At 37.0% G+C, this 26723-nt stretch carries 26 protein-coding genes and 2 pseudogenes; 17 read left to right on the top strand and 11 right to left on the bottom strand.

Features of this window, described 5'->3' with window-relative positions; translation table 11 throughout:
* Positions 1–13 precede the first annotated feature (13 nt).
* Both PSF09_RS05455 and PSF09_RS05450 read left to right on the top strand, forming a co-directional pair.
* Positions 14–1120 carry a PDDEXK-like family protein gene (locus PSF09_RS05455; protein ID WP_272683600.1) on the top strand — a complete coding sequence of 369 codons (1107 nt, stop codon included), beginning with the start codon at positions 14–16 and terminating at the stop codon, positions 1118–1120.
* A gap of 190 nt (positions 1121–1310) precedes the next feature.
* Positions 1311–2378 carry a beta family protein gene (locus tag PSF09_RS05450; RefSeq protein WP_272683599.1) on the top strand — a complete coding sequence of 356 codons (1068 nt, stop codon included), beginning with the start codon at positions 1311–1313 and terminating at the stop codon, positions 2376–2378.
* Here PSF09_RS05450 and PSF09_RS05445 read toward each other — a convergent pair.
* Together PSF09_RS05445 and PSF09_RS05440 are read right to left on the bottom strand one after the other, a co-directional pair.
* On the bottom strand, positions 2368–2940 hold the full coding sequence (locus PSF09_RS05445) for a sce7726 family protein (protein ID WP_272683598.1): 573 nt from the start codon (positions 2938–2940) through the stop codon (positions 2368–2370). The two genes, PSF09_RS05450 and PSF09_RS05445, sit on opposite strands and share 11 nt — an antisense overlap.
* A gap of 456 nt (positions 2941–3396) precedes the next feature.
* A complete protein-coding gene (locus PSF09_RS05440) occupies positions 3397–4869 on the bottom strand; it encodes an MvaI/BcnI family restriction endonuclease (RefSeq protein WP_272683597.1) in 1473 nt (490 codons plus the stop codon).
* 275 nt (positions 4870–5144) lie between these two features.
* Between PSF09_RS05440 and PSF09_RS05435 the strand changes: the two genes are divergently transcribed.
* Together PSF09_RS05435 and PSF09_RS05430 are read left to right on the top strand one after the other, a co-directional pair.
* Entirely contained in the window at positions 5145–6749 is a 1605-nt protein-coding gene (locus PSF09_RS05435; RefSeq protein WP_272683596.1) for a DNA cytosine methyltransferase, read from the top strand.
* Positions 6750–6793: 44 nt separating this feature from the next.
* Positions 6794–7441, top strand: coding sequence for a hypothetical protein (locus PSF09_RS05430; RefSeq protein WP_196719605.1), 648 nt, complete (start codon positions 6794–6796; stop codon positions 7439–7441).
* A gap of 298 nt (positions 7442–7739) precedes the next feature.
* Here PSF09_RS05430 and PSF09_RS05425 read toward each other — a convergent pair whose 3' ends face one another.
* The 4 genes from PSF09_RS05425 to PSF09_RS05410 form a co-directional block, all read right to left on the bottom strand.
* Positions 7740–8189, bottom strand: a complete 450-nt coding sequence (locus tag PSF09_RS05425) for a hypothetical protein (RefSeq protein ID WP_272683595.1) — start codon at positions 8187–8189, stop codon at positions 7740–7742.
* Positions 8190–8497: 308 nt separating this feature from the next.
* A complete protein-coding gene (locus PSF09_RS05420; protein ID WP_272683594.1) occupies positions 8498–8893 on the bottom strand; it encodes a putative zinc ribbon protein in 396 nt (131 codons plus the stop codon).
* A 116-nt stretch (positions 8894–9009) separates the two neighbouring features.
* Positions 9010–9234 carry a helix-turn-helix transcriptional regulator gene (locus PSF09_RS05415; protein WP_036973767.1) on the bottom strand — a complete coding sequence of 75 codons (225 nt, stop codon included), beginning with the start codon at positions 9232–9234 and terminating at the stop codon, positions 9010–9012.
* A 94-nt stretch (positions 9235–9328) separates the two neighbouring features.
* Positions 9329–9964, bottom strand: coding sequence for an inovirus Gp2 family protein (locus tag PSF09_RS05410; RefSeq protein ID WP_272683593.1), 636 nt, complete (start codon positions 9962–9964; stop codon positions 9329–9331).
* A 524-nt stretch (positions 9965–10488) separates the two neighbouring features.
* On the opposite strand from PSF09_RS05410, the gene PSF09_RS05405 reads away from it, so the two are divergent.
* The 8 genes from PSF09_RS05405 to PSF09_RS05370 all read left to right on the top strand — a co-directional run bounded on the left by PSF09_RS05405 (position 10489) and on the right by PSF09_RS05370 (position 16893).
* Entirely contained in the window at positions 10489–11373 is an 885-nt protein-coding gene (locus PSF09_RS05405; RefSeq protein WP_272683592.1) for a hypothetical protein, read from the top strand.
* A 59-nt stretch (positions 11374–11432) separates the two neighbouring features.
* The gene (locus PSF09_RS05400; RefSeq protein WP_272683591.1) at positions 11433–12317 is read left to right on the top strand and encodes a GTPase family protein; all 885 of its coding nucleotides are present in this window, start codon (positions 11433–11435) and stop codon (positions 12315–12317) included.
* A gap of 246 nt (positions 12318–12563) precedes the next feature.
* The gene (locus tag PSF09_RS05395) at positions 12564–13247 is read left to right on the top strand and encodes a helix-turn-helix transcriptional regulator (protein WP_272683590.1); all 684 of its coding nucleotides are present in this window, start codon (positions 12564–12566) and stop codon (positions 13245–13247) included.
* Between the two features lie 42 nt (positions 13248–13289).
* Positions 13290–13628 carry a hypothetical protein gene (locus PSF09_RS05390; protein WP_272683589.1) on the top strand — a complete coding sequence of 113 codons (339 nt, stop codon included), beginning with the start codon at positions 13290–13292 and terminating at the stop codon, positions 13626–13628.
* 115 nt (positions 13629–13743) lie between these two features.
* A complete protein-coding gene (locus PSF09_RS05385) occupies positions 13744–14187 on the top strand; it encodes an antirestriction protein (protein WP_272683588.1) in 444 nt (147 codons plus the stop codon).
* A gap of 60 nt (positions 14188–14247) precedes the next feature.
* Positions 14248–15081, top strand: a complete 834-nt coding sequence (locus PSF09_RS05380; RefSeq protein ID WP_272683587.1) for a DUF932 domain-containing protein — start codon at positions 14248–14250, stop codon at positions 15079–15081.
* A 160-nt stretch (positions 15082–15241) separates the two neighbouring features.
* Positions 15242–15922, top strand: coding sequence for a hypothetical protein (locus tag PSF09_RS05375; protein WP_272683586.1), 681 nt, complete (start codon positions 15242–15244; stop codon positions 15920–15922).
* Positions 15919–16893, top strand: a complete 975-nt coding sequence (locus tag PSF09_RS05370) for a hypothetical protein (RefSeq protein WP_272683585.1) — start codon at positions 15919–15921, stop codon at positions 16891–16893. Before PSF09_RS05375 ends, PSF09_RS05370 begins: the two co-directional genes overlap by 4 nt.
* 453 nt (positions 16894–17346) lie before the next feature.
* Here the strand turns inward: PSF09_RS05370 and PSF09_RS05365 are convergent, their stop codons facing one another.
* Positions 17347–17532, bottom strand: coding sequence for a hypothetical protein (locus PSF09_RS05365; RefSeq protein ID WP_272664496.1), 186 nt, complete (start codon positions 17530–17532; stop codon positions 17347–17349).
* Between the two features lie 23 nt (positions 17533–17555).
* Positions 17556–17777 (bottom strand): annotated as a pseudogene (locus tag PSF09_RS05360) (hemagglutinin repeat-containing protein); the annotation flags it as partial.
* A gap of 249 nt (positions 17778–18026) precedes the next feature.
* On the opposite strand from PSF09_RS05360, the gene PSF09_RS05355 reads away from it, so the two are divergent.
* Entirely contained in the window at positions 18027–18917 is an 891-nt protein-coding gene (locus tag PSF09_RS05355; RefSeq protein WP_004907568.1) for a LysR family transcriptional regulator, read from the top strand.
* Positions 18918–18931: 14 nt separating this feature from the next.
* Entirely contained in the window at positions 18932–19816 is an 885-nt protein-coding gene (locus tag PSF09_RS05350; RefSeq protein WP_210839107.1) for a dihydrodipicolinate synthase family protein, read from the top strand.
* Between the two features lie 60 nt (positions 19817–19876).
* Here the strand turns inward: PSF09_RS05350 and PSF09_RS05345 are convergent, their stop codons facing one another.
* Together PSF09_RS05345 and purB are read right to left on the bottom strand one after the other, a co-directional pair.
* A complete protein-coding gene (locus PSF09_RS05345) occupies positions 19877–21256 on the bottom strand; it encodes an MmgE/PrpD family protein (RefSeq protein ID WP_210839109.1) in 1380 nt (459 codons plus the stop codon).
* Between the two features lie 77 nt (positions 21257–21333).
* Positions 21334–22701 carry an adenylosuccinate lyase gene (gene purB / locus PSF09_RS05340; protein WP_109912793.1) on the bottom strand — a complete coding sequence of 456 codons (1368 nt, stop codon included), beginning with the start codon at positions 22699–22701 and terminating at the stop codon, positions 21334–21336.
* A 392-nt stretch (positions 22702–23093) separates the two neighbouring features.
* Here purB and metC point away from each other — a divergent pair, with 392 nt between their 5' ends.
* Together metC and dcuC are read left to right on the top strand one after the other, a co-directional pair.
* On the top strand, positions 23094–24269 hold the full coding sequence (gene metC / locus PSF09_RS05335; RefSeq protein WP_210839956.1) for a cystathionine beta-lyase: 1176 nt from the start codon (positions 23094–23096) through the stop codon (positions 24267–24269).
* Between the two features lie 34 nt (positions 24270–24303).
* A complete protein-coding gene (dcuC, locus tag PSF09_RS05330) occupies positions 24304–25674 on the top strand; it encodes a C4-dicarboxylate transporter DcuC (protein WP_004907576.1) in 1371 nt (456 codons plus the stop codon).
* A 321-nt stretch (positions 25675–25995) separates the two neighbouring features.
* Here dcuC and PSF09_RS05325 read toward each other — a convergent pair.
* A pseudogene (locus PSF09_RS05325) lies at positions 25996–26121 on the bottom strand (FGGY family carbohydrate kinase); the annotation flags it as partial.
* Between the two features lie 180 nt (positions 26122–26301).
* Here PSF09_RS05325 and PSF09_RS05320 point away from each other — a divergent pair.
* Positions 26302–26517: a YccJ family protein gene (locus tag PSF09_RS05320; protein ID WP_047756975.1), complete on the top strand. Its 216-nt coding sequence runs from the start codon at positions 26302–26304 to the stop codon at positions 26515–26517.
* Positions 26518–26723 lie beyond the last annotated feature (206 nt).

Raw genomic sequence — 26723 nt, 5'->3', positions numbered from 1 at the left:
AGGAAGGTTGAATGTGAATAATTATGAAGAAATAAAATCATTTCTTGATGAATTGAACCAATATAATCAAGTCGTAGATAAAGAAACATCTATCTTTTGCATCGGTAGCCGAGGGTATTATGAAAATCCGACAACTGATATTCTTGCATTTTTTCTCGATGATAATGAATCTCATGGCTTAGGTGCTTTGGTTATTGAAGCATTAGTTGCTATTTTACCAGACGAATATAAAAAAATAGACTGTTCTCTGGTTTCACCTCCAGAGCGTGAAATCAGAACTAAAACGGGTAAAAGAATTGATTTATTACTAGAGAATCAGCAGTGGATTATGGTGATTGAAAATAAAATTTTTCATGAACAAAATAACCCATTTAAAGATTATGAAAATCATGTTTCAAAAAAGAATGCTTCTGATAACAAAAAAAGTATTTTCATTATTTTGTCGCCATCAGGGAGTGTTTCGCAAAAAAATACAAAATGGATTGGAATAAGTTATGCTACCTTAATTAATTCTATTAAGGATAAGCTCTCTGGCTACTTTATTTCAGAGCCACTAAATAAATGGGTAATTTTGCTTCGTGAATTTATTTTACACTTGGAAAATATAATGAATAATCCAGAAGTTTCAGATGAAAATATAAATTTTATCTTGTCTAATTTAGCTAAAATAAAGCAAGCACAAAAAATGCAAGATAAAGTATTGAAAGCATATAAAGATCAATTGCATAACGCTTTGTCTGTGAAGCTTAATGCTGAATTAAGCTCCGTTATTGTTCATTGGCATGGTTATCCAGCGATCAGGTTTGCACTAAAGGGATGGCTCACGGATTCTGATATAGTATTGTTTTTAGATTCACGAAAAGGGAAACCGTTTTGTATTAATTATTACTCTAGTGATATTGTTAATGATGCTCAACGTAAAGTAGCAGATGAGCATTTCAAAGAGGAAGATTGTGTACATGTATGGAATGAACTAAAGGAAACATATCGTTGCTACAAAGCTCATTTTACAGAAGAAGAATTAGAAAATTTCAATCAAGATGTAGCTCTGAAAAAATTAGCACATAAATTGAAGTTAATGGATGAATTTGAGGAAAAAATACGAATAAAACTGTTGTGATAGACTATATTTATTACCTTGTAAATAATTACTGGTTTAGATCACAATTTATAAATTTAACTATTTTGATTATCTAGTATTTAGATACAAATCAAATTTTTAATTATTTTTATGAGCATACTGTTTCATGAATTAGATGAACTACTTTGACCTCTACAAAGCAGACTAGTAAATCAAGTAAGGAGAATTAATGAGCTTTCATCACTATTATCCACAACTGAAATGGAAACCTGCAGAATATGAATCGTTAATGCTGTTAGAACAGGCGACAATAGGTGGGTTAACTCCAATTATCACTATACCAGATATTGATTGGGACTATGAAAATGAATGCTATAAAAAGAGCCTTAACTCTTATCTATCTAATTTTGGCTCTAATTTAGCATCTTCATGGATCACTAATCGCCCTATTTTACTGGATGTAAAATACCTTGATATACATGGAACAAGTCGGCAACATCCATTAGATATGTGTATTAAAGATGCAAGAGCTAATGGTAAAGAAATTATACCAGTCATTTCGCCTGTGTCGTCACAAAATTATATTCATGCAGTTGGGCGTAACTTAACAAACGGAATTGCAGTTTCAGTCAATCCGCAAACATGGCATTTATTCGGTCAATTAATTAATCAATTTAATATTCATCCATCATTAGTTGATGTAATAATTGATTTTGGTGACATTCAAGAAGTGAGCCCTAGCCTTCAACAACAGGCTTTAAATATGTTTGATTTACTCGTAGCTCAAGCACATTGGAGATCTTTAATTGTTTCATCTACATCATATCCAACTTCCCAAGCCGGAATACCTCAGCATCAGCTCTATCATATTCCAAGGCATGAGTATAATCTTTGGCTTTATGTTGCTCAAAATACAACTTCAAATAGAACACCAAGCTTTAGTGATTACCCAACATCGAGTTCTACAATAACTAGTGTAGATCCTCGTTTTATGTCGCAATATGTAGCTATTAGATATTCAGATGATACTTCGTGGATCTTCGTTAAAGGAACCGCTGTTAGAGGAAATGGTTGGAGTCAAACGAGAGCTCTTTGTAATATCTTAACTAGCTCCGCTGTTTATGCTGCATATGGACCTCTATTTAGCTGGGGCGATGACTATATTAATCAAAGAGCACATGGTACAAATAAATCCGGTGCTTCGAAGGAATGGAGAAAAGTGGCACATACACATCACTTAAAACTAGTTGTTACACAACTCATTAGCTTGGCTCAAACTTTACCAGTTAAACCTTAATTTTCCAACCAACGCGTTTTTTTAATGCAGCCCTGATTTCATGTTTTAAATCGGGGACTGGGATTTTTTCTGCGACTACATTCCACAATTCAAAACGGGGTTTACTTTTATATCCCTTAGAAAACCCCCATCGTTCGAGAATTTCAAGACACTCCATTTTCCAGAGCAGCTGAGCAAGTATTAAAGAATCATGTTGGTGGTTTAATTTTTCACTACGCATATGTTTTATGTGGATCGCTCCTTTGGGTCCAACGGTGACTGTTTTTATTCCCCACCAATTGGGGATTAACTTTAAGGCACCAGATAGATGTTTTTCAGCTACAACGAGCGTAACCTTATCCATAACAGATGAATAATGCTTAATTTGGGTTGGTAAACGTTCAAGAGAATCACTTTCACTTTTAAGTTCATAGCCATGCATAATTCCATTAATTACAGTAATATCCGCTCTACTTGCACCTAGCGATATGGAAAACTCATCAATAACAAGACAGTCAGGATCTAAATGTGTATTTTTCAGTAATTTATTATGCACAGCGGCTCTAACATCTTGATCTTTCATGACTTACCCTTTCTAAATTACCTAAAATTATCCCGGATAGTATTTTACTGTATTTGTGAAAATTGGCTAGGGCAAATTGTAAATCTATTGAAAGCGAACGTATTTATTTATGGTTTTTTTCAGTTTTTACTAATACTAATATTTTTGATATTTTTATTCATTAAGAGTGAAGATTTGCCAGACTCAATAGTTTCGTATTTTAAAAAATATTAGTCCAAATTTGAACCTAATATATTTACTAATTATAGTGATCTAATTAGTTTAATATTTAGCCTAAGGAGTACCACTCTTTTTGCTATATTTAGTTACTTATGAAAAGTGCTTAGAAGGGGCAGAGCACCAATTAACCTTTTGGCTATTTTTTGAGGATTAGATTTATAGACTTATGTTGTATGTGAAATTTACGAAAAGCATATAGTTCAATAACATATTGAACTATATGCTACTTAAGAGCAGTTATACCAAACTATGCTTAACTGGCTCAGGGAATATTAAGCCCAGATCTCTTGAGTTGATTTTAAACAATGGCCCTTTTTCCGATACTCTACCATTTTTTGCTGAACGTTTAATTAAATGGTCCATCGTAATTGTTCCGTTTTCAAGCAAAGGCATTAGTTGGTTCAAGAGGGGGGCTTTTGTATGAGTAACAGAAATTAATTGAAAGTATTCAACATCATCAATAAATTGGCTTTTAACTTCAATCCAGAATGTTTCAGAATGCTTTTCTTTCAATCGCTTGCGAAGTAGTTTCCCACTCCAACTTGCTACGTGCTCTTTAAATATATTCTTATCATCTTCATGTTCAGCACACCACTCCTGTAAAATATCCTCTTCAACCTTAAATATTAATCCTTGGCTGTTAGGTTTTCGCGTACTAATGGTACAATAGAGCTTAAAATCATCCTCTCTGAAGTAACCAAATTTATCCAAAATCTCAGCACTTTTCTTATAGGGGCTTATTTCCCATTCAGCAACTTGAGCGAAAATTGTTGTTCTATTTTTCTCGGCATTACGACCAGACTTTAGTTCAATACCTTTATAATCTGGTAACTTACTTGAGTTTGCTTGAATACCTAATGCATCTTCAATAGACATACCTACTGCGGTATCACCAACATGTGTTGCTTTTATTGGTGTTTTTGCTAATTCTTTTAGTTTATTGAGTAACTCATTAGCAATAGCATTATTCTCGCTTAAGTAGTCATCAACAAACTTTTTTAGTTGACTTGTTGTGGATTCTAGTTCTAAGGTCAGGTTTACTGAACTTAAATCTATTAAATAAGCGCAGTCATTATGAATAACGGTAGCGATTTGCGCTCCGGCGTATGTGAAATTTGGGAGACCGGAGAACCACATTCTTGGATCACCTTTTTTCGTTTTAGGGCGATATAAGCTAACAGTGGTTGGTATCTGTTTTTCAGATGTGAGTAAAAAGGCGGTTTTCTTTATACCGTATTCGCTTGCCCCTTGGCCTTGCAAGTCATAGTGATGAAAATTTGTTATCTCAAAGTGAGTTCTTACGACTTGGGTTGCATCTAATATACTTTTTTTTAGCCCAGTTTTTGTTGGTTCAAAAATAGAGAACTCGATAGCTAATTGTGTCAGGACTTTTTTATTATTATTGACTCGCAATTTTGTTGCTTCGTCAATATCTTCAGTCCGTTCCTGCAGAAGTAATTGTTGGTCACTATCATCTAAAACGACATCGGAGTCATCAACAAAAGCCTGAGATACATTAGGTGTAGGTGTTTTGATGCTAGCATCATTATCACGGGCTTTAACTACAGCTTTCCAATTACCAAAGCAATTACTTTTAGCAACAATCTCAAGCGCTTTAGCATGGGATATATTTTTTTCTTTTTTGATTTCTTTTGCTTGTTTTTTAAGCTTTTCGAATTGTGACGCAGTAATACGTGGGGGTTGTGACATGTATAGCCTCTCTGTAATTTAGTTTCAGAAACAAATACATGCACCATTTCTTACTGCCCATAAATAAGTGATGCATAGATATTGAAACTTAAAAATTACAGAGAGGACTCGAAAGTCTTTGCTTGCTTGGGCTGAAGGCTTCTCTCTAAGCCGTAAATGGACTCTATAATTTCAGATAAACTATGTCAATGAAATTGAAATTTAGGCCTGGACATTTCTAAATAATTCCTTTAGAATCTGTCAATTATTATCAATACTGTATATTTATATAGGCTATGAAAAAAGAAAATAAATTCAATCATATAGAGCTTTTCTCTGGGTGTGGGGGGCTTTCTCTAGGTCTTGAAAAAGCAGGATTTGAATTATTATTGGCTAATGAGCTATCGCCTATGGCGGCAGAAACATTTTCATATAACTTTTTTAATGAAGATTACCAAGATCTTGCTAAAAAAGATAAAAAGCCTAAACATTCATTTTGGATCAGTAGTAAGCATGAGAAGTTATTACCTCGGCTAAGAGAAAACCCATTTGAATACCCTGAATATGCAGATAAAGGTAGTATTACTGATATCCCTAAAAATATTAAAAGGTTGAAAGGTAATTTGTTAATAGGGAATATCATTGAGTTAAACAAGCTTATTGAAAGTAAGGAAGAACTGCGCCAAGCGTTAATATCAGGTTTTTCAGGTGGTGGTGTTGATCTTGTTTCTGGAGGCCCTCCATGCCAAGGTTTTAGTATGGCTGGATTACGGGAAAAAGATAGCGACAAAAATATGCTTCCTTGGGAGTTTGCTAAGTTTGTTGAGTATGTGCAACCTAAAATTGCTGTTTTAGAAAATGTAACAGGGATCTTAAGGGCATTCAAAGATAGCGATGGAAAGCCATTTTATGCTTGGTTTGAGGTTGCAAAAGCGTTTGCTGAAAAAAAATATATTCCACTATGTTTACATGTGAATGCTAGATTTGCAGGCGTCCCACAGAACAGACCTCGCTTTATAATGATAGCAATACGCTCTGATATATTTGAAGATATCAAAAGCTCTTTTGATAGCGAGGGCATTGATTATCAATTACTTTCTTCGTCAGAGAATTTCTACAAACTTGTTCAAAATAACCCAGATAAAGCGGTCATGGGAACACTTGAATGTTATGACCCAGTGAAGAATATTTCGTTGTTTGAAGGTTCATTTTTGCACCATCTTGTTGGTCATGACCCTGTATCAGTCAAAGAAGCTTTAGATGATTTAAAACAAACATTTCCGACAAAATCATCGAAATTTGTTGAAAGATTGAATGAAACATTCTCAACCGTATTGTTAGAGCATGAGAAGCTAAGTAACCACGACCATAGAAGTAATGGTTATCATGTTCAGCGTAGATTCCGCTTATACCAAGTTGTACAACAAAGCCAAAGTACAACGGTAAGGAAAGAAATATTTGATATATTGAAAGGTGATTCTTGCTCACTATCAGATGTAGTCTGGGAACAAGTAAAAGACTATGAATTTTTAAAAGATAACAACAAAATGGAATGTTTCGATTCAAAAAATAGCTTTATTGAATATTTACGAAATCACCCAACTAAGAAGCATTCACAAAAAGCGTTAGATCCTAATCAACCTGCGCCGGCGGCCTTATCGATACCTGATGATGCATGTCATTATGATAAAAATGAATTGAGAGTTCTTACCGTTAGAGAAATGGCAAGAATCCAGTCATTTCCTGATAACTTTGTATTTCGCTCAAAAGTGACAACTGGTGGGCAGATGCGTAAATTTGAAGTTCCTCAATATACTCAGGTGGGAAATGCTGTGCCACCGTTACTAGGTTTGGCTATTGGTAAAGTAATTAAGACGTTACTATTTAAATTAGTAAAATAGTCAAATTTGAGTATAAGAGCTAAAACTATTGATAAGGCGATAATGTGACTATTAGATATTTAAATATTTTAAAACGTATTGAAATTGAAGAAAAACGTAAAAAAAAGACAAAGAAAGATAAAAAACAATTTAAATTTCTGATAATAATGTCAATGTTGACATTATTATCTTTCTTAATGATGTTTTGGGCTAAACACAAAAGTAATGAAAAAATCTTAATTGTTGCATTATCAATTCTTATTTTTGTATACTTATCATTTATAATAGCTCCATTTTTTTTAGCATACAAAAACAGAAGTAAAATAAGAAATGGTTTTTTTCTTCCATTTAACTCTGCAATAAATTTAAATATAAAAAGTGAGGCTTTAATTGATCAAAAATATGTCCAAAAGCTAGCCTCCTTAGATAAGGTAGAGCTAGAGTTGGGTTTAATGGAGATAAAACACGAAAAAAATTTCTTAGAGAAAAGAATGTTACTTATAATTGGGCCTATTGATAAGCTAGGAATATTACCGGGAATTATGTCTGCTTTTGCTACGGTTACAACATTAAGTTCAGAAAATGGCTGGCTTATAGGAGCTACATATGGGTATATGGCTTTAGTTATTTCAGCATTATTTTTCTATCAATTAATTATGCGTTATAATCGAATGATTACATTGACGGAGTTGGTTATTTCTAAAAAGTTGTAAGGTGAAAATTATTATAACCATAAAACACTCCATTAGCTTATCATATACCGTGTATTTTTGACTTTATAGTACACCAATAAATAGCTCATCAGATTGATAAAACATGGGAGAAATATCTTAGTTTATTAAAATGATAGCATTATGGGTGGCTCGGTTACCTGTGGTAAGTGTACATTGAAAATAAATTATCTAATTTTTCCCTGATCTCAATATATTTTAAAGGGAATCTAGATAATGTAGCAATACTGCTATAGTTCAGTGATTATGCTACTGAAATTTTAACTTCCGTTGTGACGATTTAATAGCCACTTGGCAAATCAAAAATATGTTCACTAAGGTTATCAACAATAGTATTCGGTAAACAATTGACGGTAGTTAGCAATTTATCGTTTTGATATACATCCACTTGAGCTTCATGTCTTGAATCAAAATAAGAAGAGGAAATGGTATAAGTATAGTTGCCATTTCTAAAGTCCATTTCATAGATTTGGGCTGTACCCGTATCTCCTTTCGGATTTAAATAACGCCCTTCTAATTGTTCTGGTTTTCTAGTAATAACGATATCAGGTTTTTGATTGAGCTTGCCGAACTGATAAATATACTGCTCATTCACAAGGCTAATATTAACTTGCTTTTGATTTTTATTGACACATTGGAAGACAGTGACGGTATGGGTACTTGCCATCGCTATTGGAGAGAGTAACCCTACAGCGAAAAAAGAAAGCAGTGCATTACGAAAAACTGGCATGATGGTCCTCTAATTATCTTACTTGTGATCCACTCTAAACGTACTAGATTGTAGTTTATTTGAGTCATTATACTGGCATATCCTACCCCTTCAGTGAAGCATAAAACTTGTCTGCCTGATAGCCTATATTTATTGTAGGGGTACTCGTTCTTCATGCTGTCGTTGCACAGTTAATAGTAGGACATATGAACATGTCAATCATATAGACAACTCTTTATCGTGTAATACAAAATGTCCTCGAAACGTTTCTTATTAATGGGGGCTTGCACTGAAGCCCCTATTTTGTAGTATGTTCCTTTTAATCAACCTTAATCTTTACTTAGTGCAGCAATGCTATAGATACCATCCTGACATGTAGGACAGTACTTTGAACCGCTGTATTCACTCTGGCAAAGCACACAAAACCAGTCTGTTATAGGCACTAAAGGTTTTAACCATCGATAAATACCTTCCTGCATTTCATTTCTGATTTGCTGATTGATAAAACTCAAGCAGTGGATACAACGTTTCTCTGATGATTTATCACTATGCTCAAACCAATAAGTTTCGTCATCGGTTATTAAGCTCAGATTCTCTCCACAATGAAGGCACGTGTATTGTACTAAAGGGTCACTAACCGCCGCTCGGACACCGATAGGCTTAAGGTTCGGGGTATTTGCAATATACAGGCGAGGCGTCTCTAATTCTGGTAATGTTGTTGTCATAGCATGGTTACCCTAGTAAGAAATTATCTCTTCTTAACAGGCGCACGAAACCCGACGGAGTACCGTCTAACAGGCTTGGAGAATGCTGAAAAGAAGAGAGGATGAGTCAGTGAAAACTAAGCGCGTGATTGTTGAATTCGTGCAGATAGCCATAGTTCCACTTCGCTCTTGAGCCAGCGTGAGCTACGACCTAATTTAATCGGCTTAGGGAACTCACCGTCTTGAATGAGTTTATAGAACCACTTATCGGTTAAGCCTGTTAACTGCGTAATGAATTTCATATCAATAAGCTTGTCTGCGAGAAGAGAAGCGGGTGTTGAAGTCGTTGTAGCGTTTGTCATAAAAAAGCTCCTGCTTGAATTAAATTCAGAAGCGATATCGATTGAAGGAAAGGGATATCACTTGGTGTCATGACATCCGTTCCTCAGTGATTAATTATCGGCTACAACCTACGACTCGGTTTCCATCTTTGTAGGGTTTGCTGTAATCCTTAGCAAGGTAGCTAAGCTTATCAACACAGTTTTTGTAATCCTTCTCAAAGCTATCAGAGCCTTTATGCAGGTATCGGATAGGATTAATATCGTAACTACAGACATGAATAATCCCATCATTCAGCATTTCAATTCCTAATGCACTATGCCATGCCTGATTGATCCTTGAATATAAATTCTTGGTTGTTTTCTCCCACTCGTCATCACATTGAAAGCGACCTAATGTGAAGAAGGCATCCTTGTTGAAGAGCAGAACACAGTGATAATGGGGATTCTCACTTTTAGGGCCTATCTCTCTAACCCATAGGTTTTTTAACCCATTAGGATAGACACGTTGACCCTGCTTACGTTTTTTCAACTCATAAGCTTTTAGCTGGGCTTTTAGAGAATCAAAGAACCGTGATATCACGCGAGAATCTTTCTTACATTCGGTGTGTTGTGGGAACCGAAGATCTATTCTGATAATAAATAATCGAGGATGTTTATCTAAGGCTGTTTTTAAGGTTCGTTCTATCTTCCTACTGATATTTGGATTGATTGTTTTAAGCTTCTTTGTCTTAGTTTCATTATGTGGTTTCATGCTTGCCCTATCTCGTTATGTAACAGCATAAAGTCGTAGGGTAAGTACTTTTTTATTGGTGAATGGTAATGACTAGAAGATTAACTGTTGTCTTATGGGTAGGAGTATCTGGTAGATGTCGTTATGTATGTTAGGGATCTATGAATAGGTATATATATATTACTATACCAACGCTAGAAAGTAGCTTTAGCCTACTGAGCCATGTCATTTTCAAGCCTATTTTAACTCTGACATTGATGCATCAGAATGTCGATATAGGATAAAAAGATATTACTGAGAGCATCTACATTACTGATTGCTTTTTGCTCAATTACTGTTGTTGTTTTATTTTATTTGTTTAAAATCATTTCTTTGTGTGAAATGCTGCACTATATTGTAGGGAATTATCTGGATATGAAGCATTGAAGTACACCATTGCATTCGAAGCTAGAATAGGTGTGCAGGCAAAGGTATCATTGTAGGTAGGGTAGCCATGTAGCTATTTTCACAGAAAACGATTGATGAATTTGAAGTAGGGTAACGATATGGCTAAGCGTGTCACTGTTAACATTACCTCGACAAAAGTACAGAACTATCTTGATAAGCAAGGATCACGATCCGCTGCAATTAATAAAATTCTTGAAGATACAATTCCAGAAGAGAGCTTAGACTATCAGGATGAGAAGGATGATAATTTTACTAAAATAGGGTCAAAAGAATTATCTAATAACTTGATGCATATTTACTATAAGAACAAAAATCGTCACGATGATAAACATGGTCATACTTGTGAAGAAGAGCTACACATTGATTTAGTTCGACAGGTTATTAAATGCCGAGGGAATGGTTATCTAAGCATACCAATAGAAAAAAAGGGAGAATTCATTAATGCTAAAGATGAATTTAATTTTCTCAATATGCTAAAACGCCATGATTTAGTTCATCAACTTATAAGCGAAAGAGTGAAATTTAGAGCTAAAGGGAATGAAAATACTTATAAATTTTTTGATTTTATCATCCATCTGGTTAATCAAGTAGAAATTAAAATTATAGAAATAAAATATAATGACGAGCCTTATGTGAGGGTTTTTATTGAATTTTCATGGGATATGATATTTGTAGATATAAAAAATAGTTCATTCAGAATTTATGATTACAATAGCATTAATTATTATCGATATAGTCATTACATGACGAAATTTAATAATGAAGGGAAACCTAAGTTTAGTTTAACTCAAGGGAAATATGGTGGGTATTTTATTGATTTTTTAGGTACGGAAAAACCGACTAGTTATTTCATGAGTTTAGTTTCAAAAAGCAGAAAAGAGCCTATTCTCTATATCCATACCGATAATATTAAAATAAAAACTAAAGGTATGATTAGAATGGATGAACTGAATGAGAGCGTTCAGAACTCTGTGTCGCGTTAATTGTATTTATTTTCAAACCTACATTATCTCTTTGCTATTTATCAAGGAGATAATTTATTATGTCAACATCAAACCTCATTTCTAACGTATTAACTAAAACACTGCCTCAATCCCTTTCACATCTACATGCTCAAATCGAAAGCAAATTGAATGCCATCATTCACTATTCCCCGACGATTGGTTTAATGGGGAAAACAGGTGTTGGTAAATCCAGCTTATGTAATGCTTTATTTCAAACTAATGTTTCGCCTGTTAGTGATATTCACAGCGGTACACATGAAGCTAAACATTTTGAAATGCAGCTAGGCACACGAACATTAACTTTCGTTGATTTACCGGGTGTCGGTGAAAGTATCGCGAGCAACGATGCTTATCACTCGCAATATCAGCAATTATTACCGAAACTTGATTTAATTATCTGGGTATTGAGGGCTGATGAACGTGCGTGGATATCGGATGAATTGACTTATCAATTTCTAACAGAACAGTGTGGCTATGATAAAACACGGTTCCTTTTTGTTTTAAATCAAGCCGACAAAATTGAACCATGTCGAGAGTGGGATCTTGAACAGCATAGTCCTTCAGATAAACAATATCAGCACTTACAGCAAAAAGTAGATAGGGTTCAGCGTACCTTTTTGCCTGTACATCCAGTCATTGCTATTTCAGCGAAAGAGTCATATCAATTGGCTCAATTTGTGGAAACATTCATTGCAGCGTTGCCATCACATGCTAGCAGTAGCGTGGTCAGTCAATTACAAACGACATACCGAACTCAGCCGGTTGAATATATTGCTCGTCAGGGATTTAACCTGAGTGTGACGGAAACTATCGATTCCATAATCCATGAACTTCCCTTATCAACGCTATTAAAAACGGTATTAGTGAAAGCCAAAGACGTTTTAGTGGATGCAGTGACTTCATTGTGGCGATGGTTATTTTAACGTAACAGGTATAGCGCAAAACAGCGCTAAATAGACGTTTTTGTTTATATCTTGCTCAATGTGGTTCGACAGGGTGTGTCGTTCCCAAAAGGTTTTAGATTGATGGAATTAATATATTGTTAAATCAATATATTAGATGTTTCTATTTCTTGAAAATCTTTTCATTTAATTTTAAATCGCGACATATCCTGTCTGGTGTATTTCTTATACTGAGGCTTGTTTTATATGGCACAGGAGATGAGGGATATGCAGGGTAATGAAGCTCGTCATGACCGCTTAGCGGTTCGGCTATCACTGATTATTAGCCGATTATTGGCAGGGGAAACGTTATCCTTAAAAGCTCTCGCTGATGAATTTGGCGTGTCGGAAAGAACACTTCAACGAGATTTTAATCAGCGATTATCTCATCTTGACCTTATCTCAGATAAAGAGGGATATCGTTTGTCAGGACGTTTAACGGCTTGGCGTCCACCCGATATTTTCACCTTTTTACAGAAAGTAGGGCTATCTCGTTATTTTCCGGGACTAACACGCAAGGCTGTTAATCACTTACTGCATAGTGACATTCATTATCCTTGTTTAGCTTGGCATACATCAATTGAGGTACATCCCACCAGCGCAGAATGTTTTTATCGAATTATTACGGCAATTACGTCAACCGTTGATATTCGCATTCAACAAACAGATAGCGAGTGGTTACAACTGACACCTTATCGCTTAGTGCTTCAAGGCGCACATTGGTATCTCATTGCCTGTTTCACTCAGCGGTTAGTCGTTATTCCTTTGGATAAAATTCAAGCTGTTCATATTACGGAGATTATGAGTTATCGAAGACAGGATATCTGCCAACTATCACAGGAAGATGACTTCATTCGAGGGCTACCTTATTTCGAAAGTTTTCAACGAACAATGACAGGTATTGATTATTAGTACCTGTTTTTCTTTATATTTAATTAATGGAACGTAAACATAATGTTTTCAAAATTACTCAATAAATTAATTGATCATTCAAGAACCCTAATAATTTTATTGGCTATTGTTGGTATTGGTATCTTGTATAAAGGGTGTAGTGGTGAGGAAACAACTTACTATCGAGTAGGGGAAGTTAAAAGTGTTCAATCTTGTGGGCAGGTAGGCGCAAATAGTTATTTATGTGGTGTCGATATCTATGACACAAGCACTCAGAAATTGCTGGCTAATGAAACCATAGGGCTGAAGTCTAGGCCGTATCCCGGGAATATCTTAATAAGTCAGTGCACGTTGAAAGGCTCCAAAATGGCGTGTGCGAATGAATGGGCATATATGCGTTAAGTCACTTCTTTATTTGCCTGTTAATACACCGGATATTTCTAATTTAAATTTATGCTCATTTAATAAGCCTGTCGGGTGACCGACAGGCTTATTTGTCTTTATTCAAAGGAAATACATGATGAATTCAACAATATTAGTTAGTGATGACTTTGTACATATTCAAGCCAATATAGTGACGCTATCAGAAAGGCAGGATTTTTGGCAAACCCACTTTGGGACCGTTAAAGGCTTCGCCACGTTTGAAGTGGTGATTTTCACTATCATGGGCCAGTTCTGTGATGAATATACGGGCGGCTATTGGGAATACTGCACCTTACCCAATGGCGGTGCGTTTATTTATCCTGATTTAGCCCCTGAAAAACTCACACTATTCAATATGCACAATGGTAATGAAGCGGAACTCAGCTCTGAAGCAGCTGGTATTGCTGTTTGTTTGATGCTGTATAGCCAGTGGTCATTTAGAACAGAAAGTGAAGTTTTAGTTGACCGTTTTTACCAGCTTCGTGATTACGCTATTCAACATCCTGAAAGTTCAGCTATTTTCCATCTTATCGATTAACTCTCCCTTAATTTATTCTCTCAGTCTTATCTATCTACTTTATTTTCAAGGAAATTAATTATGACTCGTTTAGCCTCTCGCTTTGGTGCGGCGAATAGCATTCGTCGTGACCGCCCGTTAACCATTGAGGAATTGTTTCGTACTGTTCCAAGTGTTTTCTCTGAAGAGAAACACGAATCCAGAAGTGACCGATACACTTATATTCCAACCATTACCTTACTCGATAGCCTTCAGAAAGAAGGCTTTTATCCGTTCTTTGCCTGCCAGACTCGTGTACGTGATATCAGCCGTCGAGAGCACACCAAGCATATGTTAAGACTTCGACGCCATGACCAAATCACAGGAATCCAAGTACCTGAAGTTATTCTTTTAAATAGCCATGATGGTTCAAGCAGTTATCAGATGTTGCCGGGCCTATTTAGAGCTGTATGCCAAAATGGTTTAGTGTGCGGAGATACCTTTGGTGAAGTGCGAGTGCCGCACAAAGGTGATGTTGTTGGGAAGGTAATTGAAGGAGCTTATGAGGTATTGGAAACGTTTGATACAGTTGCTGAAAAGCGCGAACAGATGCAATCACTATTGTTACCGCCACCAGCACAGCAAGCCTTAGCGCAAGCAGCTTTGACGTATCGCTTTGGTGAGGAACATCAACCTATTACTGAAGATCAAGTATTACAGCCGCGCCGCTGGGAGGATAAGAAAGATGATCTTTGGACGGTATATCAACGTTTACAGGAGAATTTAATTAAGGGGGGATTATCAGGTAGGAATGCAAAAGGCAAGCGCGCTCGTACTCGTTCAGTGAATGGTATTGATGGGGATATCAAATTGAATAAGGCGCTGTGGGTGATGATGGAACAAATGTATGAATGTTTAACTACATTGAAAATATGATCAGAAACTTCCAACTCTGAGAATTTACTTTAATTGTTTGTTTTGGTTTCTATAAGGGAATGTGAACGATGCCTCCCTTATCAATGATATCTATACTATTGCTATAGTACTGTGGCTACAATATAACTTTATACAATTAGAATAGGATGGATTATTTCCCATGCTTACAAAAGAACAAAAATACTACTTAAAAAAAGATGGTCATGTTTTCATTCCATCATTATTGCCAGATGTTAATTCTATTGATTTTGCTAATTTGACAGGAAGTCTCTTTTATCCTGCAAAATTAAACAATAATACGTTATTTAATTTTGTTGATGTACTATCCCCAAAAGATAAAAATATAAATAAAGAAAATACATATAGTGGTATTTTTGGTATGAATGAATTTCCGTATCATACTGACTTTGCCAACTTATCTTTGCCTCCTAGATACTTGTTGTTACGTTGTTTTATAGGAACTTTGTCAGTAAAAACTAATGTTTTATCGTTAGATAAAATATTAGTTGATTTTGGCTACAATAAACTAAAGAAGTGTATTTTAAAACCAAGAGATAAGCTTTTAACTAAATATTCACTTCCATTATTCTTGATTTTTAATAATCAATATATACGGTGGGACTCAGTATTTCTTGAACCTGCAAATAAACATGCAGAAAATTTCTATGATTGGATGCAGCAACAAAAATGGAGAGATATTGAAAGTTCTTTTTCTCTATTGAATAAAGGTGATACTCTGATAATAGATAATTGGAAGACACTACATTCAAGAAGCTTAGTTACTGAAGAAAGTAAATCGAGGACTATTGAAAGAGTTTATTTGTCGGAGATATGGGAATGACACAGACACTAATTGACCACCCATGGTCAATGGATACTTTATTTGCTAAGGCATTAATTTATGTTGGTAAAATGGAAGAGACACAACTAGATGACCCAATTTACGGTTTATGGTCCTCATTGAGTTTAGAATTCCTAGCTAGATCTGCTTTATCATATACATCACCGACGCTTTTAGCTGATGCCCATAGTTGGAGAAACATTCAATATGCTTTAGGGCATGATGTTACGATGAAAGGTTTTACTCCTAAATCGATAGGAATAAAGGATGTTTTTTTAAGGTTAAGTGAAATAAATCCAACTTTTACATCAGAAATAGTGGGGTATTGTTCTCAGCACATTGAAAGGCGAAATGCTGAACTGCATACTGGTGAATTAGCGTTTTCTGGACTTAAAAATTCAATTTGGCTTTCTCGGTATTATAAGTCTTGTGAAGTACTACTTTCCATTATGAATAAAAATATAGAAGAACTTTTTAGTATGCCAGATGTTGTCAACCATGCAATAAACTCATTAAGTGATGAAGCCGCTAAATCTGTAAATCAAGATATAAATGCATATAGGAAAGTTTGGAACGACAAAAGTAACAGTGAAAAAGAAAATGCACGCAACCAGGCGTCTTTATGGGCTACTCGCCAAAATGGGCATCGTGTGAATTGTCCTGCATGTGGTTCGTTAGCCTTATTGCAAGGTTCTCCATCATCGACAATTAAAACTACAATTGATAATGACCAAGAAGAAGTTATTCAAAAACAAGATATGTTGCCATCAATATTTGAATGTATAGGCTGTGGACTTAAAATTAACGGATATTCGAGGTTGAGTGCATGTGGTCTAGGAGATTCATATGTAACAACTACAACATATACTATTGCTGAGTTTTATAATCTTTACACTGAAGATGAAATTGATGAAGCTAGAAAAGAAGGAGAAGCATCTGTAAGTTATTACGAAGAAGATCACAATGAGTAATAATTTTTATCTTCATGGGTACATTTACGGGTATAAAAATAATCATTAAAAATATATCATTTAAATTTCATGTTGTTAGTATTTCTTTGCGAGTCCGGCCTTCGCACCATAAGAACATCAAGAGACGTCAACCGACGTCTTTTTTTGTATCTAAAATCCAGTGCTTGCAAGACTTTCTCCGCATTTTCAGTCAATGCATGTCAACTTAACTCAACCCACATTAACCCCCGAGTGAGTATATACGTCGCTTCGATAATGAATGTATATTCGTCATACTTCGAATTACAGGGTTGTTGGCTTCGTTCAGCTATCTGAGTCACATAGTTATCTATGCTCCTCGGCTATCTTCACTAGCTGCCTACACGTAATCCGAATTATTTAGAGTATATGCTTGCTCAGAGGTGAGAGGATAAAGAATATGGCACAATCTACCCGCAGCAGCGGATTGATTATTTAGCTCAGCAATAACAGGCCTAACGCAGCATATGCCATGGCATTCGCGGTTTTATTATCTTCATCTACTTGCTGTTTTATCAATGTCGCTAAGTACGGAGACGAGGCATTTGCCAATGCACTTGCTAAATTATCACCTGCCAGTCCTTGTAGCCGCCCCGACGCTGACCTCTTGTTGTTTGGCATCATAGCCCGGGTCGATTTGGACGCTATCGCCCGTGAGGTTCAAGTCTTTTTGAGCAATCAGCTCCGTCCATATGCAGTTTGTTGCCGGCGGTGATGTTGACATTGTTGCTAGCGGTTAAGGTGACATCATTCTTTGCCACCACCGAGGAGCCTTTGACAGTCAGGTCATTCCCTGTGGTAATGGTAACTTTTTCGTCACTGAGCAAGCTGCCTTTTTCATGAGTGGTTTCATCGTGTTGGATAGTGTGTTCACTGCTAGTGCTTAAGAAGTCTTTACTGCTACGCTGCTCTTCGACGGTTTTTTGTTTTCTTAATTCTGCAAGATTAACGTGTTATGGCGGATATTCAAGTGGCCAAATTTATTATTAAGTAGCTACAATTTAGAGCCAAACAATTGAGCTCTAACATAGATTCTTTAAGGCTTTTTTCTTAGTATGTAAATTAAACACTCTTGTTTAATGATATCTTATACCTTAAGAAAAGAGATAACTAAAATGCCAGCTGCTAAACGCCCTATTTTTAATTTGGAGCTTGATTTACTTCGTACTTTTATTGCGGTTGTTGATGGTGCAACTTTTGCCGCCGCTGCAGAATCTGTTTGCCGAACGCAATCAGCGGTGAGTCAACAAATGCAAAGGTTGGAGTCACTCATTGGCAAGGAATTATTTGTGCGGCAAGGCAGAAATAAAGCATTGACGGATTCTGGTACACAACTATTGAGCTATGCCCGTCGTATTCTGCGGCTTAATGATGAGGCATGTTTATCGCTAGTTTATGAAGAAATTGACGGGGTATTAAAAATTGGTTCGCCAGATGACACAGCGAATACCATATTACCTGATTTACTAGCCAGATTTTCAGGGGCTTATCCAAATTTGATCATGGATATTATTGTCAAACGTAGCCCATTTCTTATGTCAATGTTAGAGGATAATGAACTCGATTTGGCCATTTCAACCGAGGAACATGTTGGTTACCCTAAAATTGTTTTACGTGTTTCCCCTTCGCTATGGTATTGCGGGAAGCACTTTACCTTTAATTTAGAGCAGCCACTGCCATTAGTTGTGCTAGATGAACCGAGCACTTACCGTGAGATGATGATCAATCACCTCGATCAACAGCAAATACCTTGGCGAATTGCGTACATGGCAACAACATTATCTGGTGCACGTGCTGCAGTTAGGGCGGGATTGGGCATTATGGCGCGTTCAATTGAACTTTCTGGGGAGGATTTACGCATACTCGGTGAAGATGAAGGGTTACCAGCACTTCCGGCAATTCGATATAACTTGTACCTCAACTCAAAAAGCCCAACTAAAGCCGCCCAAATTCTTTTTAACTCATTAAAAAATGAACAAACAGACGTTATCTCCCATAACAACTAAAATTAGGAGTGATTATGACCCATTTTCACGGTATTTTTCCTTATCTTGTTTCACCAGTTGACCAAGCTAAAGGGGTTATTCTTGAATCATCCCTTCGTCATCTAATTGAACATCTTATTTCGAGCGGAGTTCACGGGTTGAGTCCGTTAGGGAGTACAGGTGAATACGCATATTTGTCACAAGAATTGCGAAATGAAGTCGTTCGCATTACGGTTGATCAAGCCGCGGGGCGGGTACCCGTATTAGCGGGGGTCGCCAGTTTCTCAACATCAGATGCGTGTTCACAAGCAGAACAATATGCCAAGTTAGGTGTGGATGGTATGGTACTGATATCCCAAAAAATGTACCCTCTGAGTGACAAAGCTCAATTGAGTTATTTCCAGACAATAGCAGAGTCTTTTCCTGAAAAATCGATGACGGTCTATACCAATCCTGGTTTATTAGGGGATGTGCTGTCAATTTCTCTTTTGAATGAATTAAGCTATATCCCTAATATCGAATATGTTAAAGATGCATCGAGTAATACTGGAAGGTTATTAACGATGATCAACACCTTCGGTGAGCGAGTTAAAATTTTTAGTGCTTCAGCTCATATTCCTTTATTAGTCATTAAATTAGGTGGCGTGGGCTGGATGGCGGGTCCTGCCTGTGTATTGCCAAAACAATGTGTTGAACTATATGAGTTGGCCACTAGAGGGGATTGGGATACAGCGTTAGCAAAACAGAAAGAAATGTGGCAAATCAACGAAGCTTTTACGCAATATGCATTAGCATCATGTATTAAAGCATCTTTAAACATTCAAGGGTTTAATGTTGGTGACCCGATCCTTCCACAAGAACCTCTCAATGATGTTGCTATTGCTCATTTACAGCAAATTATTGCTCAGTTAAATGAATAATAAGGGGAAAGAAAAATAGAAGCCCATTTAGTGTGGGCTTCTATTCGTTAGTCGGTATTATTAAATACCGACACGCAATAACTGTGTGATAGCCGGTATAGTTTTCGTTTCGAAGGACAATACACTTTTAGCAAGCTGCGCAGCTTGTTCATTTTTCATTACCAACTCTGCATTGTCATAAAATTTGCTCACAATATCCTCCAACGACATTGGATTTTGTGGGTTACCGTATTGGATATCTAATCGTTCCGTTATTGTTTCACCATTAGTTAATGTGACAAAAATTAAGCCGGGAAAATAGGTTGGAAAAGGAATTTCATTTTCAGTGGGATAACGATAACTGACTTTTTTCGCGAGGTTTTGGATATCTGTTCGCTGTAAATTTTGGGCTGAAAGCAAACTTAATGTTAATTTGTCTTCGATAAAGCCTGCGGCAAACAACCACGGGAGGCTAAATTTCGCTGCATAGGCACTCTGAGGAGCCCATTTTTGTTCTGGTGGCTCACAAATTAAGGCAGCTGCAACGGGATCGACAACGCATTCTACTTTAGCAATTTGCTCGAGGGTTATTCCTTGTTGTAATAATCGTCTCCCACAATCGACAGTGGCATGAGCAAAATGGCAAGCAGGATAGGGTTTAATGGAAACATTCATTAACTGCCAAACATTACCTAAGTCTTGGGTGACTTGCTCGGGATGCGCATTTTCACGAAGACCATGTGTTTGGTACAGGCTATAGCGCCCTTCAAAAATAGTTTCTGGCCCTGTCATTCCGCCTTTAGCTAAACAAGCTGCAATAATGCCTGATTGCGCAGCCCAGCCCGCATGAAAACATTTTGCAGACGAGCTATTGGTTAGGTATTCAGCAACACCACTGGCTTGGCTTCCTGTTAGTCCAAGAGCATGAACCGTTTGTTCCCGAGTTAATTTAAGTAATGAAGATGCACAAGCTGTCGAGCCAAAAATACCGGCTATGGCGGTAGAATGGAAGCCGCGTTGATGGAACCCGCTGTGGCTTGCTAACCCCACTCTGGCAGCAACTTCCCAGCCAATAATCCATGCAGTAAGGAGCTCTTGCGTTGTTGCTTGTAAATGTTCTCCGAGTGCAAAGGCGATAGGGGTAAGTACGGCACTACCGTGAGTGATTGAGTCGGTGTGTGTATCATCAAAATCTAATGCATGTGAAGAAATACCATTTACTAAAGCGGCGGTGGTAGTTGAAACGGTTTGGTTACTTCCCCAAATTGGAATTTTTCCTTGATGATCAGGTAAATAAGCGACTCCCTTACGGCATTGTGTTGCACTTTGTTGGAGACTTCCGGCAAGTGCAACGCCTAATGTATCGAGTAAATGATATTTGGCGCGTTCAACAACCTGCGGTGGAATATCAGAAAATGATAGGGATGTGATAAATTGGCTTAGCTGTTGGCTTAATGTCATAGATACCTCTGGTGAATGAAAAAGCCAGCACTTGACTGGCTTTAAGAAAGTAGAGATTTAAACTTTGCTAAAATGAATTAGTCATTAAGCCAACCGGATGCTTTGGTTTGTTCTATTACTCGAGTGACTTGTTCAGGAGCATTTCCCACATAGGTCGTTGGATCTAATAGGGCATCAAGTTCTTCTTGCGTTATATGGTCACGAATGCGCGTGTCACGGTTAATGGCCTCAATAAAGGTGATGCCTTCTTCTTGGCCAGACATAGAAGCTTCATAAACAATTTCATGGGCAGTTTGTTTACCCGCTTTGTCTGATAAAGCAAACATGACGCGCTCAGCGAGCATAAATCCACCTAAAATATCTAAATTTTGGCGCATCTTATCGACATGCACGTTTAATCCCCCTAATACCGTTTTCATGTTATCGAAGATCACCGAAAGCATCAGGCACATTTCTGGCATCACTTTCCATTCCATCTTCCAAATCGCACCATCTCTTTCGTGTTGGTGTTTCATCATGTCGGTAAGTACTGAAAGATTAGCTTTCAATGTATTACTGACACATGCCGCATTTTCGACAATGGCAGGATTACGTTTGTGTGGCATCGTTGAGGAGCCAACTTGACCTTTACTAAAAGGCTCTGAAAGTTCATCAATTTCATTGTGAGCTAATAATAAAATTTCATTGGCAATTTTTCCTAACGTGCCGCTAATTAAACCAATCAGCATGCCATATTCACTAAATCGGTCGCGAGCGGGTTGCCAAGATATTTCAGGAGTGCCTAAACCGAGCCGATTTAATACACGAACTTCAAGCTCATCTGCTTTGTCGCTCAATGAGGCCTTAGTTCCAACAGCGCCAACAACACTACCAACGAATAAGCGAGGTTCGATTTCTTTTAATCGTTGATAATGGCGTGCTAATTCAGTTAACCAAATTGCAGTTTTGTGTCCAAAGGTAATCGGTAAGGCTTGTAAGGCTAAGGTTCGTCCTGCCATTGGTGTATTGCGATGCTTTTCGCTTAACGATAATAAAGAACGCCCTAATATTTTGATATCACGTAAAAAAACGTTATGAGCCTCTTTAAGTTGAAGCACTAAGCCTGTGTCCATAACATCTTGTGTCGTGGGTCCAAAGTGGACGTATTCACCAAAATGTTCAGGACAAGCATGCTCTAAACCACGGATGGTTGGAACAAGTGGGTGACGAGTTAAACGCACTTGCTCTAAGATGAAATCCATATCTAACTTTTCCAGTTTTGCTGTATCAGCAATGATCTTCGCCGCTTGCTTTGGAATCAAGCCTAATTCAGCTTGTTCAATTGCTAATGCTGCTTCGTAATCAAGCCAATTTTGCATTCTGACCTTATCAGAAAAAATAGCTCGCATTTCTTCTGTAGACCATAAGTTCTTTAATAATACCGAATCAAAAACACTAGTACCCATAATATTCCCCTGTGTAAGAATAATATTGAAAATTAAAAAGCAATTATTTGTTAGAGAGTTTCTTTATTTATGCAACAAATAATAAAAATAAACACCTTAATAAGATTAATGTTAATTAAAGGCTTTCTTATGTATTTATAATTTCATTAAAATCAATACGTTGTATTTTTATTTATTGTTTGTTATCTATCGATTTTAATTCTTAATTTTCTCTTAAGTTTTCATTAATTTAATTAATGCTCATTTGTATGATGAAGATCATCTTTTTAAATAAGACATGTTTTAAAAGAAAAGTAATTTGATATACATAATATGAATTAAAAATTATCAAAAATAAATAATCTTCCTTTTAATTATCAGGGGATCTATTCTTATATTTGGAGAAATAAATAATGACATTAAATAAATATACAAAATTGATACATAGTGGACGACAAACTATTACAACATCAGGACCAATCAATCCACCAGTAATGCGAGCGAGCACTATTGTTTTTGATTCAATTAAAAGCTGGCGTGATGTTCGCGATCGCCGCGCAACGGAACGTGTTTTAAGTTACGGTGCGCGAGGTACAGAAACAGCATTTGCACTTGAAAGCTTGGTAACTGAATTAGAAGGAGGTTATAGAGCACAGTTATTTCCTACAGGTCTAGCCGCGATTGCCGTCACTATTATGGGCTATGTACATAGTGGTGGGCATGTATTGTTTGTGGATTCGGTTTATGAGCCTGTGCGCAAAATTGCCGATGCTTTTTTAAAACCAAACAATATTGCCTATAGCTTCTTTAAAACAGATGGCTCAGATTTTGAACAAAAAATTCAGAGTAATACACAGCTTATTTTTGTTGAGTCCCCTGGTTCATTACTTTATGAAATGTTGGATTTACCCGAAATATGCCGCATCGCGCATGAACGAGATATTCCTGTCGGCGTTGATAATACTTGGGGCTCAGCATGGCTTTATAATCCACTAGAATTAGGCGCGGATGTTTCTGTAATTGCAGCAACAAAATACCTCTGCGGGCATTCTGATGTGATGATGGGAATTATGGTCGCGACAGAAAAAGCTTGGAAAAAAATTGGTGCCTTGCCAGAAGCTTTAGGTCAAGCCAGTAGCCCCGATGATGCAGCTTTAGTTTTACGAGGAATGCGGACTTTAGGGCAGCGATTAGCTGCGCATGGCAAAGCCGCGTTAGCGATTTCACAATGGCTGGAAACGCGTCCTGAAGTGGAAAAAGTCTGGTTCCCTGAATTACCATCTCATCCACGACATGATCTATGGAAGCGTGACTGCAAAGGTAGTAACGGCTTATTAACCATTGAATTCAAAAAACAATATACCACTAAGCAAACAGAAAACTTTATTGATGCTTTAGCCCTGTTTGGTATCGGTGCATCGTGGGGTGGGTTCGAAAGCCTCGCACTACCCGCTAACGTAGTCGGTGCAAGAACAGCATCAGATTGGCGTGAAGGCCACGGGCCTTTTGTTCGTTTACATATTGGCTTGGAGTCTGTGGATGATTTGATATCCGATATTACACAAGCATTTTCAACATTAAACCAATAACAATAAAGCTGCACCAATACCGGGGAATTCTTCTATGACAGGTTTAATCATTGCCGCGCTAGTTACAGCGCTGGTTGTTTACCTGCTGGCTCGAGGTTATAAGCCTCAGCCAGTCTTGTTGCTAGGGGGCTTGCTTTTGCTGCTCCTAACCGCATCTTTAGATCTTAATTCATTGTTACCAGAAAACAAAACTACGCATTTTAAGTACTTTGATATCTTCCAAATTTTTACTGATATCATGAGTTCTAGATTAGCAGGTCTAGGGTTAACATTAATGGCGATTGCTGGATTCTCCCGTTATATGGAGCATGTGGGGGCAAGTCGCGCATTATTTGCTATTTTTGAAAAGCCACTAAAGACTATTAAATCACCTTATTTGCTATTAGTGATTTCATTTTTAGTAACGCAAATTCTCGTTATTTTCATTCCAAGCCATGCCGGGTTGGGGATGCTACTAATGGTGACTATGTACCCAATATTAATTCGTTCAGGTATCAGCCCGCTTTCTGCTTTAGCAGTTATCGGTTGTTGCCAGTTTATTGACCATGGACCCGGTTCCGGTAATGTCATTATGGCAGCGAAAACAGCAGATATTGAACCTGCCGTTTACTTTGTTCAGTATCAATTACCCGTAACTATCCCTATTATTATAGCAGTGGCAATCACCCATTTCTTTATCCAGCGTTGGTGGGATAAGCGTGAGGGGTTTGTTTTTGATTTGAGTAAAATTGATTCTATTAAAGAAGATAGCGGTAATAAAGTTCCATTGTCTTATGCGTTGTTACCAGTTATTCCATTGATCTTAATTATCGGATTTAGCCCATTATTACATCCATATATTAAGTTGGAAGTCACCACTGCGATGATCATCAGCACTGTCATTGCACTGATTTTTGAATACGTCCGTTTACGTGATGCGAAAGCCGTCATGGACAGCTTTATGTTGTTCTTTGAAGGCATGGGGAAACAGTTTGTTTTAGTGGTTTCTTTGATTGTTTCAGGGGAGTTTTTCGCAAATGGATTACTCAAAAGTGGAGCGGTGGATACGTTAATTAGTGCTGCTCAAGATGCTGGCTTTGGTATCGGGGCGATGATTATTGTTATGAGTGCCATCCTTGCACTTGCGGCGTTCCTAATGGGCTCAGGGAATGCAGCATTCTTCTCTTTTGCTGCATTGACACCGAAAATTGCTGCTTTTCTCAAAGTGGATGTGGTGACGCTCATTTTACCAATGCAGATCATGACAAGCTTTGGACGTACAGTTTCACCTATCACTGCAGCAATTGTTGCAATTGCAGGGATTGCGGGGGTTTCACCGTTTCAAATAGTAAAACGGACGGCAATCCCAATGGCAGTTGCCGCAATAGTTAACCTTGTTGTAACTTTCTACTTCTTATACTTCTAATTAGACTTGCGCATTTATCCCTTAAACTTTTCGTTACTCTTCGGTTTAAGGGATTTTTTTATTGATTGGAGGGCTATTATTCATCCTTTTATCAAAAACTATCATCAATGATAGTATGGGTATGTGATTATTTGGTTAGTTATCTTTTTATGTTCAGTCATTAATACAAAAAATATTTGAGATACTCTCGAGCATACATTCAATAGCAATGAGGCTGCAAATATCTTGCACATCGTGCTCGAGGCAAATACGTTGGAATAACCATAACCTCATAATGTTTTTTAGAACACGGTAGTGGCCATTAACCTCACCTTTAGTAATCAAATGGTTTGTAAAACGATGAATTTCATCTAATGATAATTTTTTATTATGCACATTATAGCAAGCCAACATGACACGACCGCTAGATGCGCTTAAATCAATAGCAACAACATGGCGAATATTCATGACTTTTTTATCCCTATTACTTAACTTATCGTCATATACTAGAGTGAGTGAATAGTGGCGGGCTCAATAGATCGTCACTAAAAAGTAAAAATGGTAATATATTTAAAGTCGTAGTGATCTTATTCACAGACTTGAAATCTCTCAATATTTCTACCAGAACCATTTAATCAGGAGCGAATAATGAAAGATCCTCACCATATAGCTGAATGGGCTAAAGTTAGAGAAACCTCAATTGAAATTGCTCAAGCTATTTTTGAATTAGCGAATAATGATGAAGTGTTAGCGGAACAAATTTGGGAAGAAGGTTCTGATGAAGTTTTACCTCTGGCCTTTTCGAAGACCACTGCGGATAGGCTATATTGGGGGGAAGAAACCATCGAAAGGAAAAATGTATAATTCGTTTTGAGCTTTTCTGAAGAGATAAAAACCTCGCGAAGGCGAGGTTTTTATTAGCGATTATAAAGTGTTAATTTATATTATTTGCCATTAAAAGACTGGATATTTTTGAGAATAGCGTAAAAACAAAAGTAAGATGGCCATCACAGAATGACTATTTGCTTTGTGATTATTTTTGTAGCAGTAACCGTTGATTGGATTATTAG

It is taken from the genome of Providencia sp. PROV141, from assembly GCF_028481645.1.
Taxonomy (GTDB): domain Bacteria; phylum Pseudomonadota; class Gammaproteobacteria; order Enterobacterales; family Enterobacteriaceae; genus Providencia; species Providencia rettgeri.
Note: the sequence above shows the minus strand (reverse complement) of the source record. Positions and strands in the feature narration are given on the sequence as shown.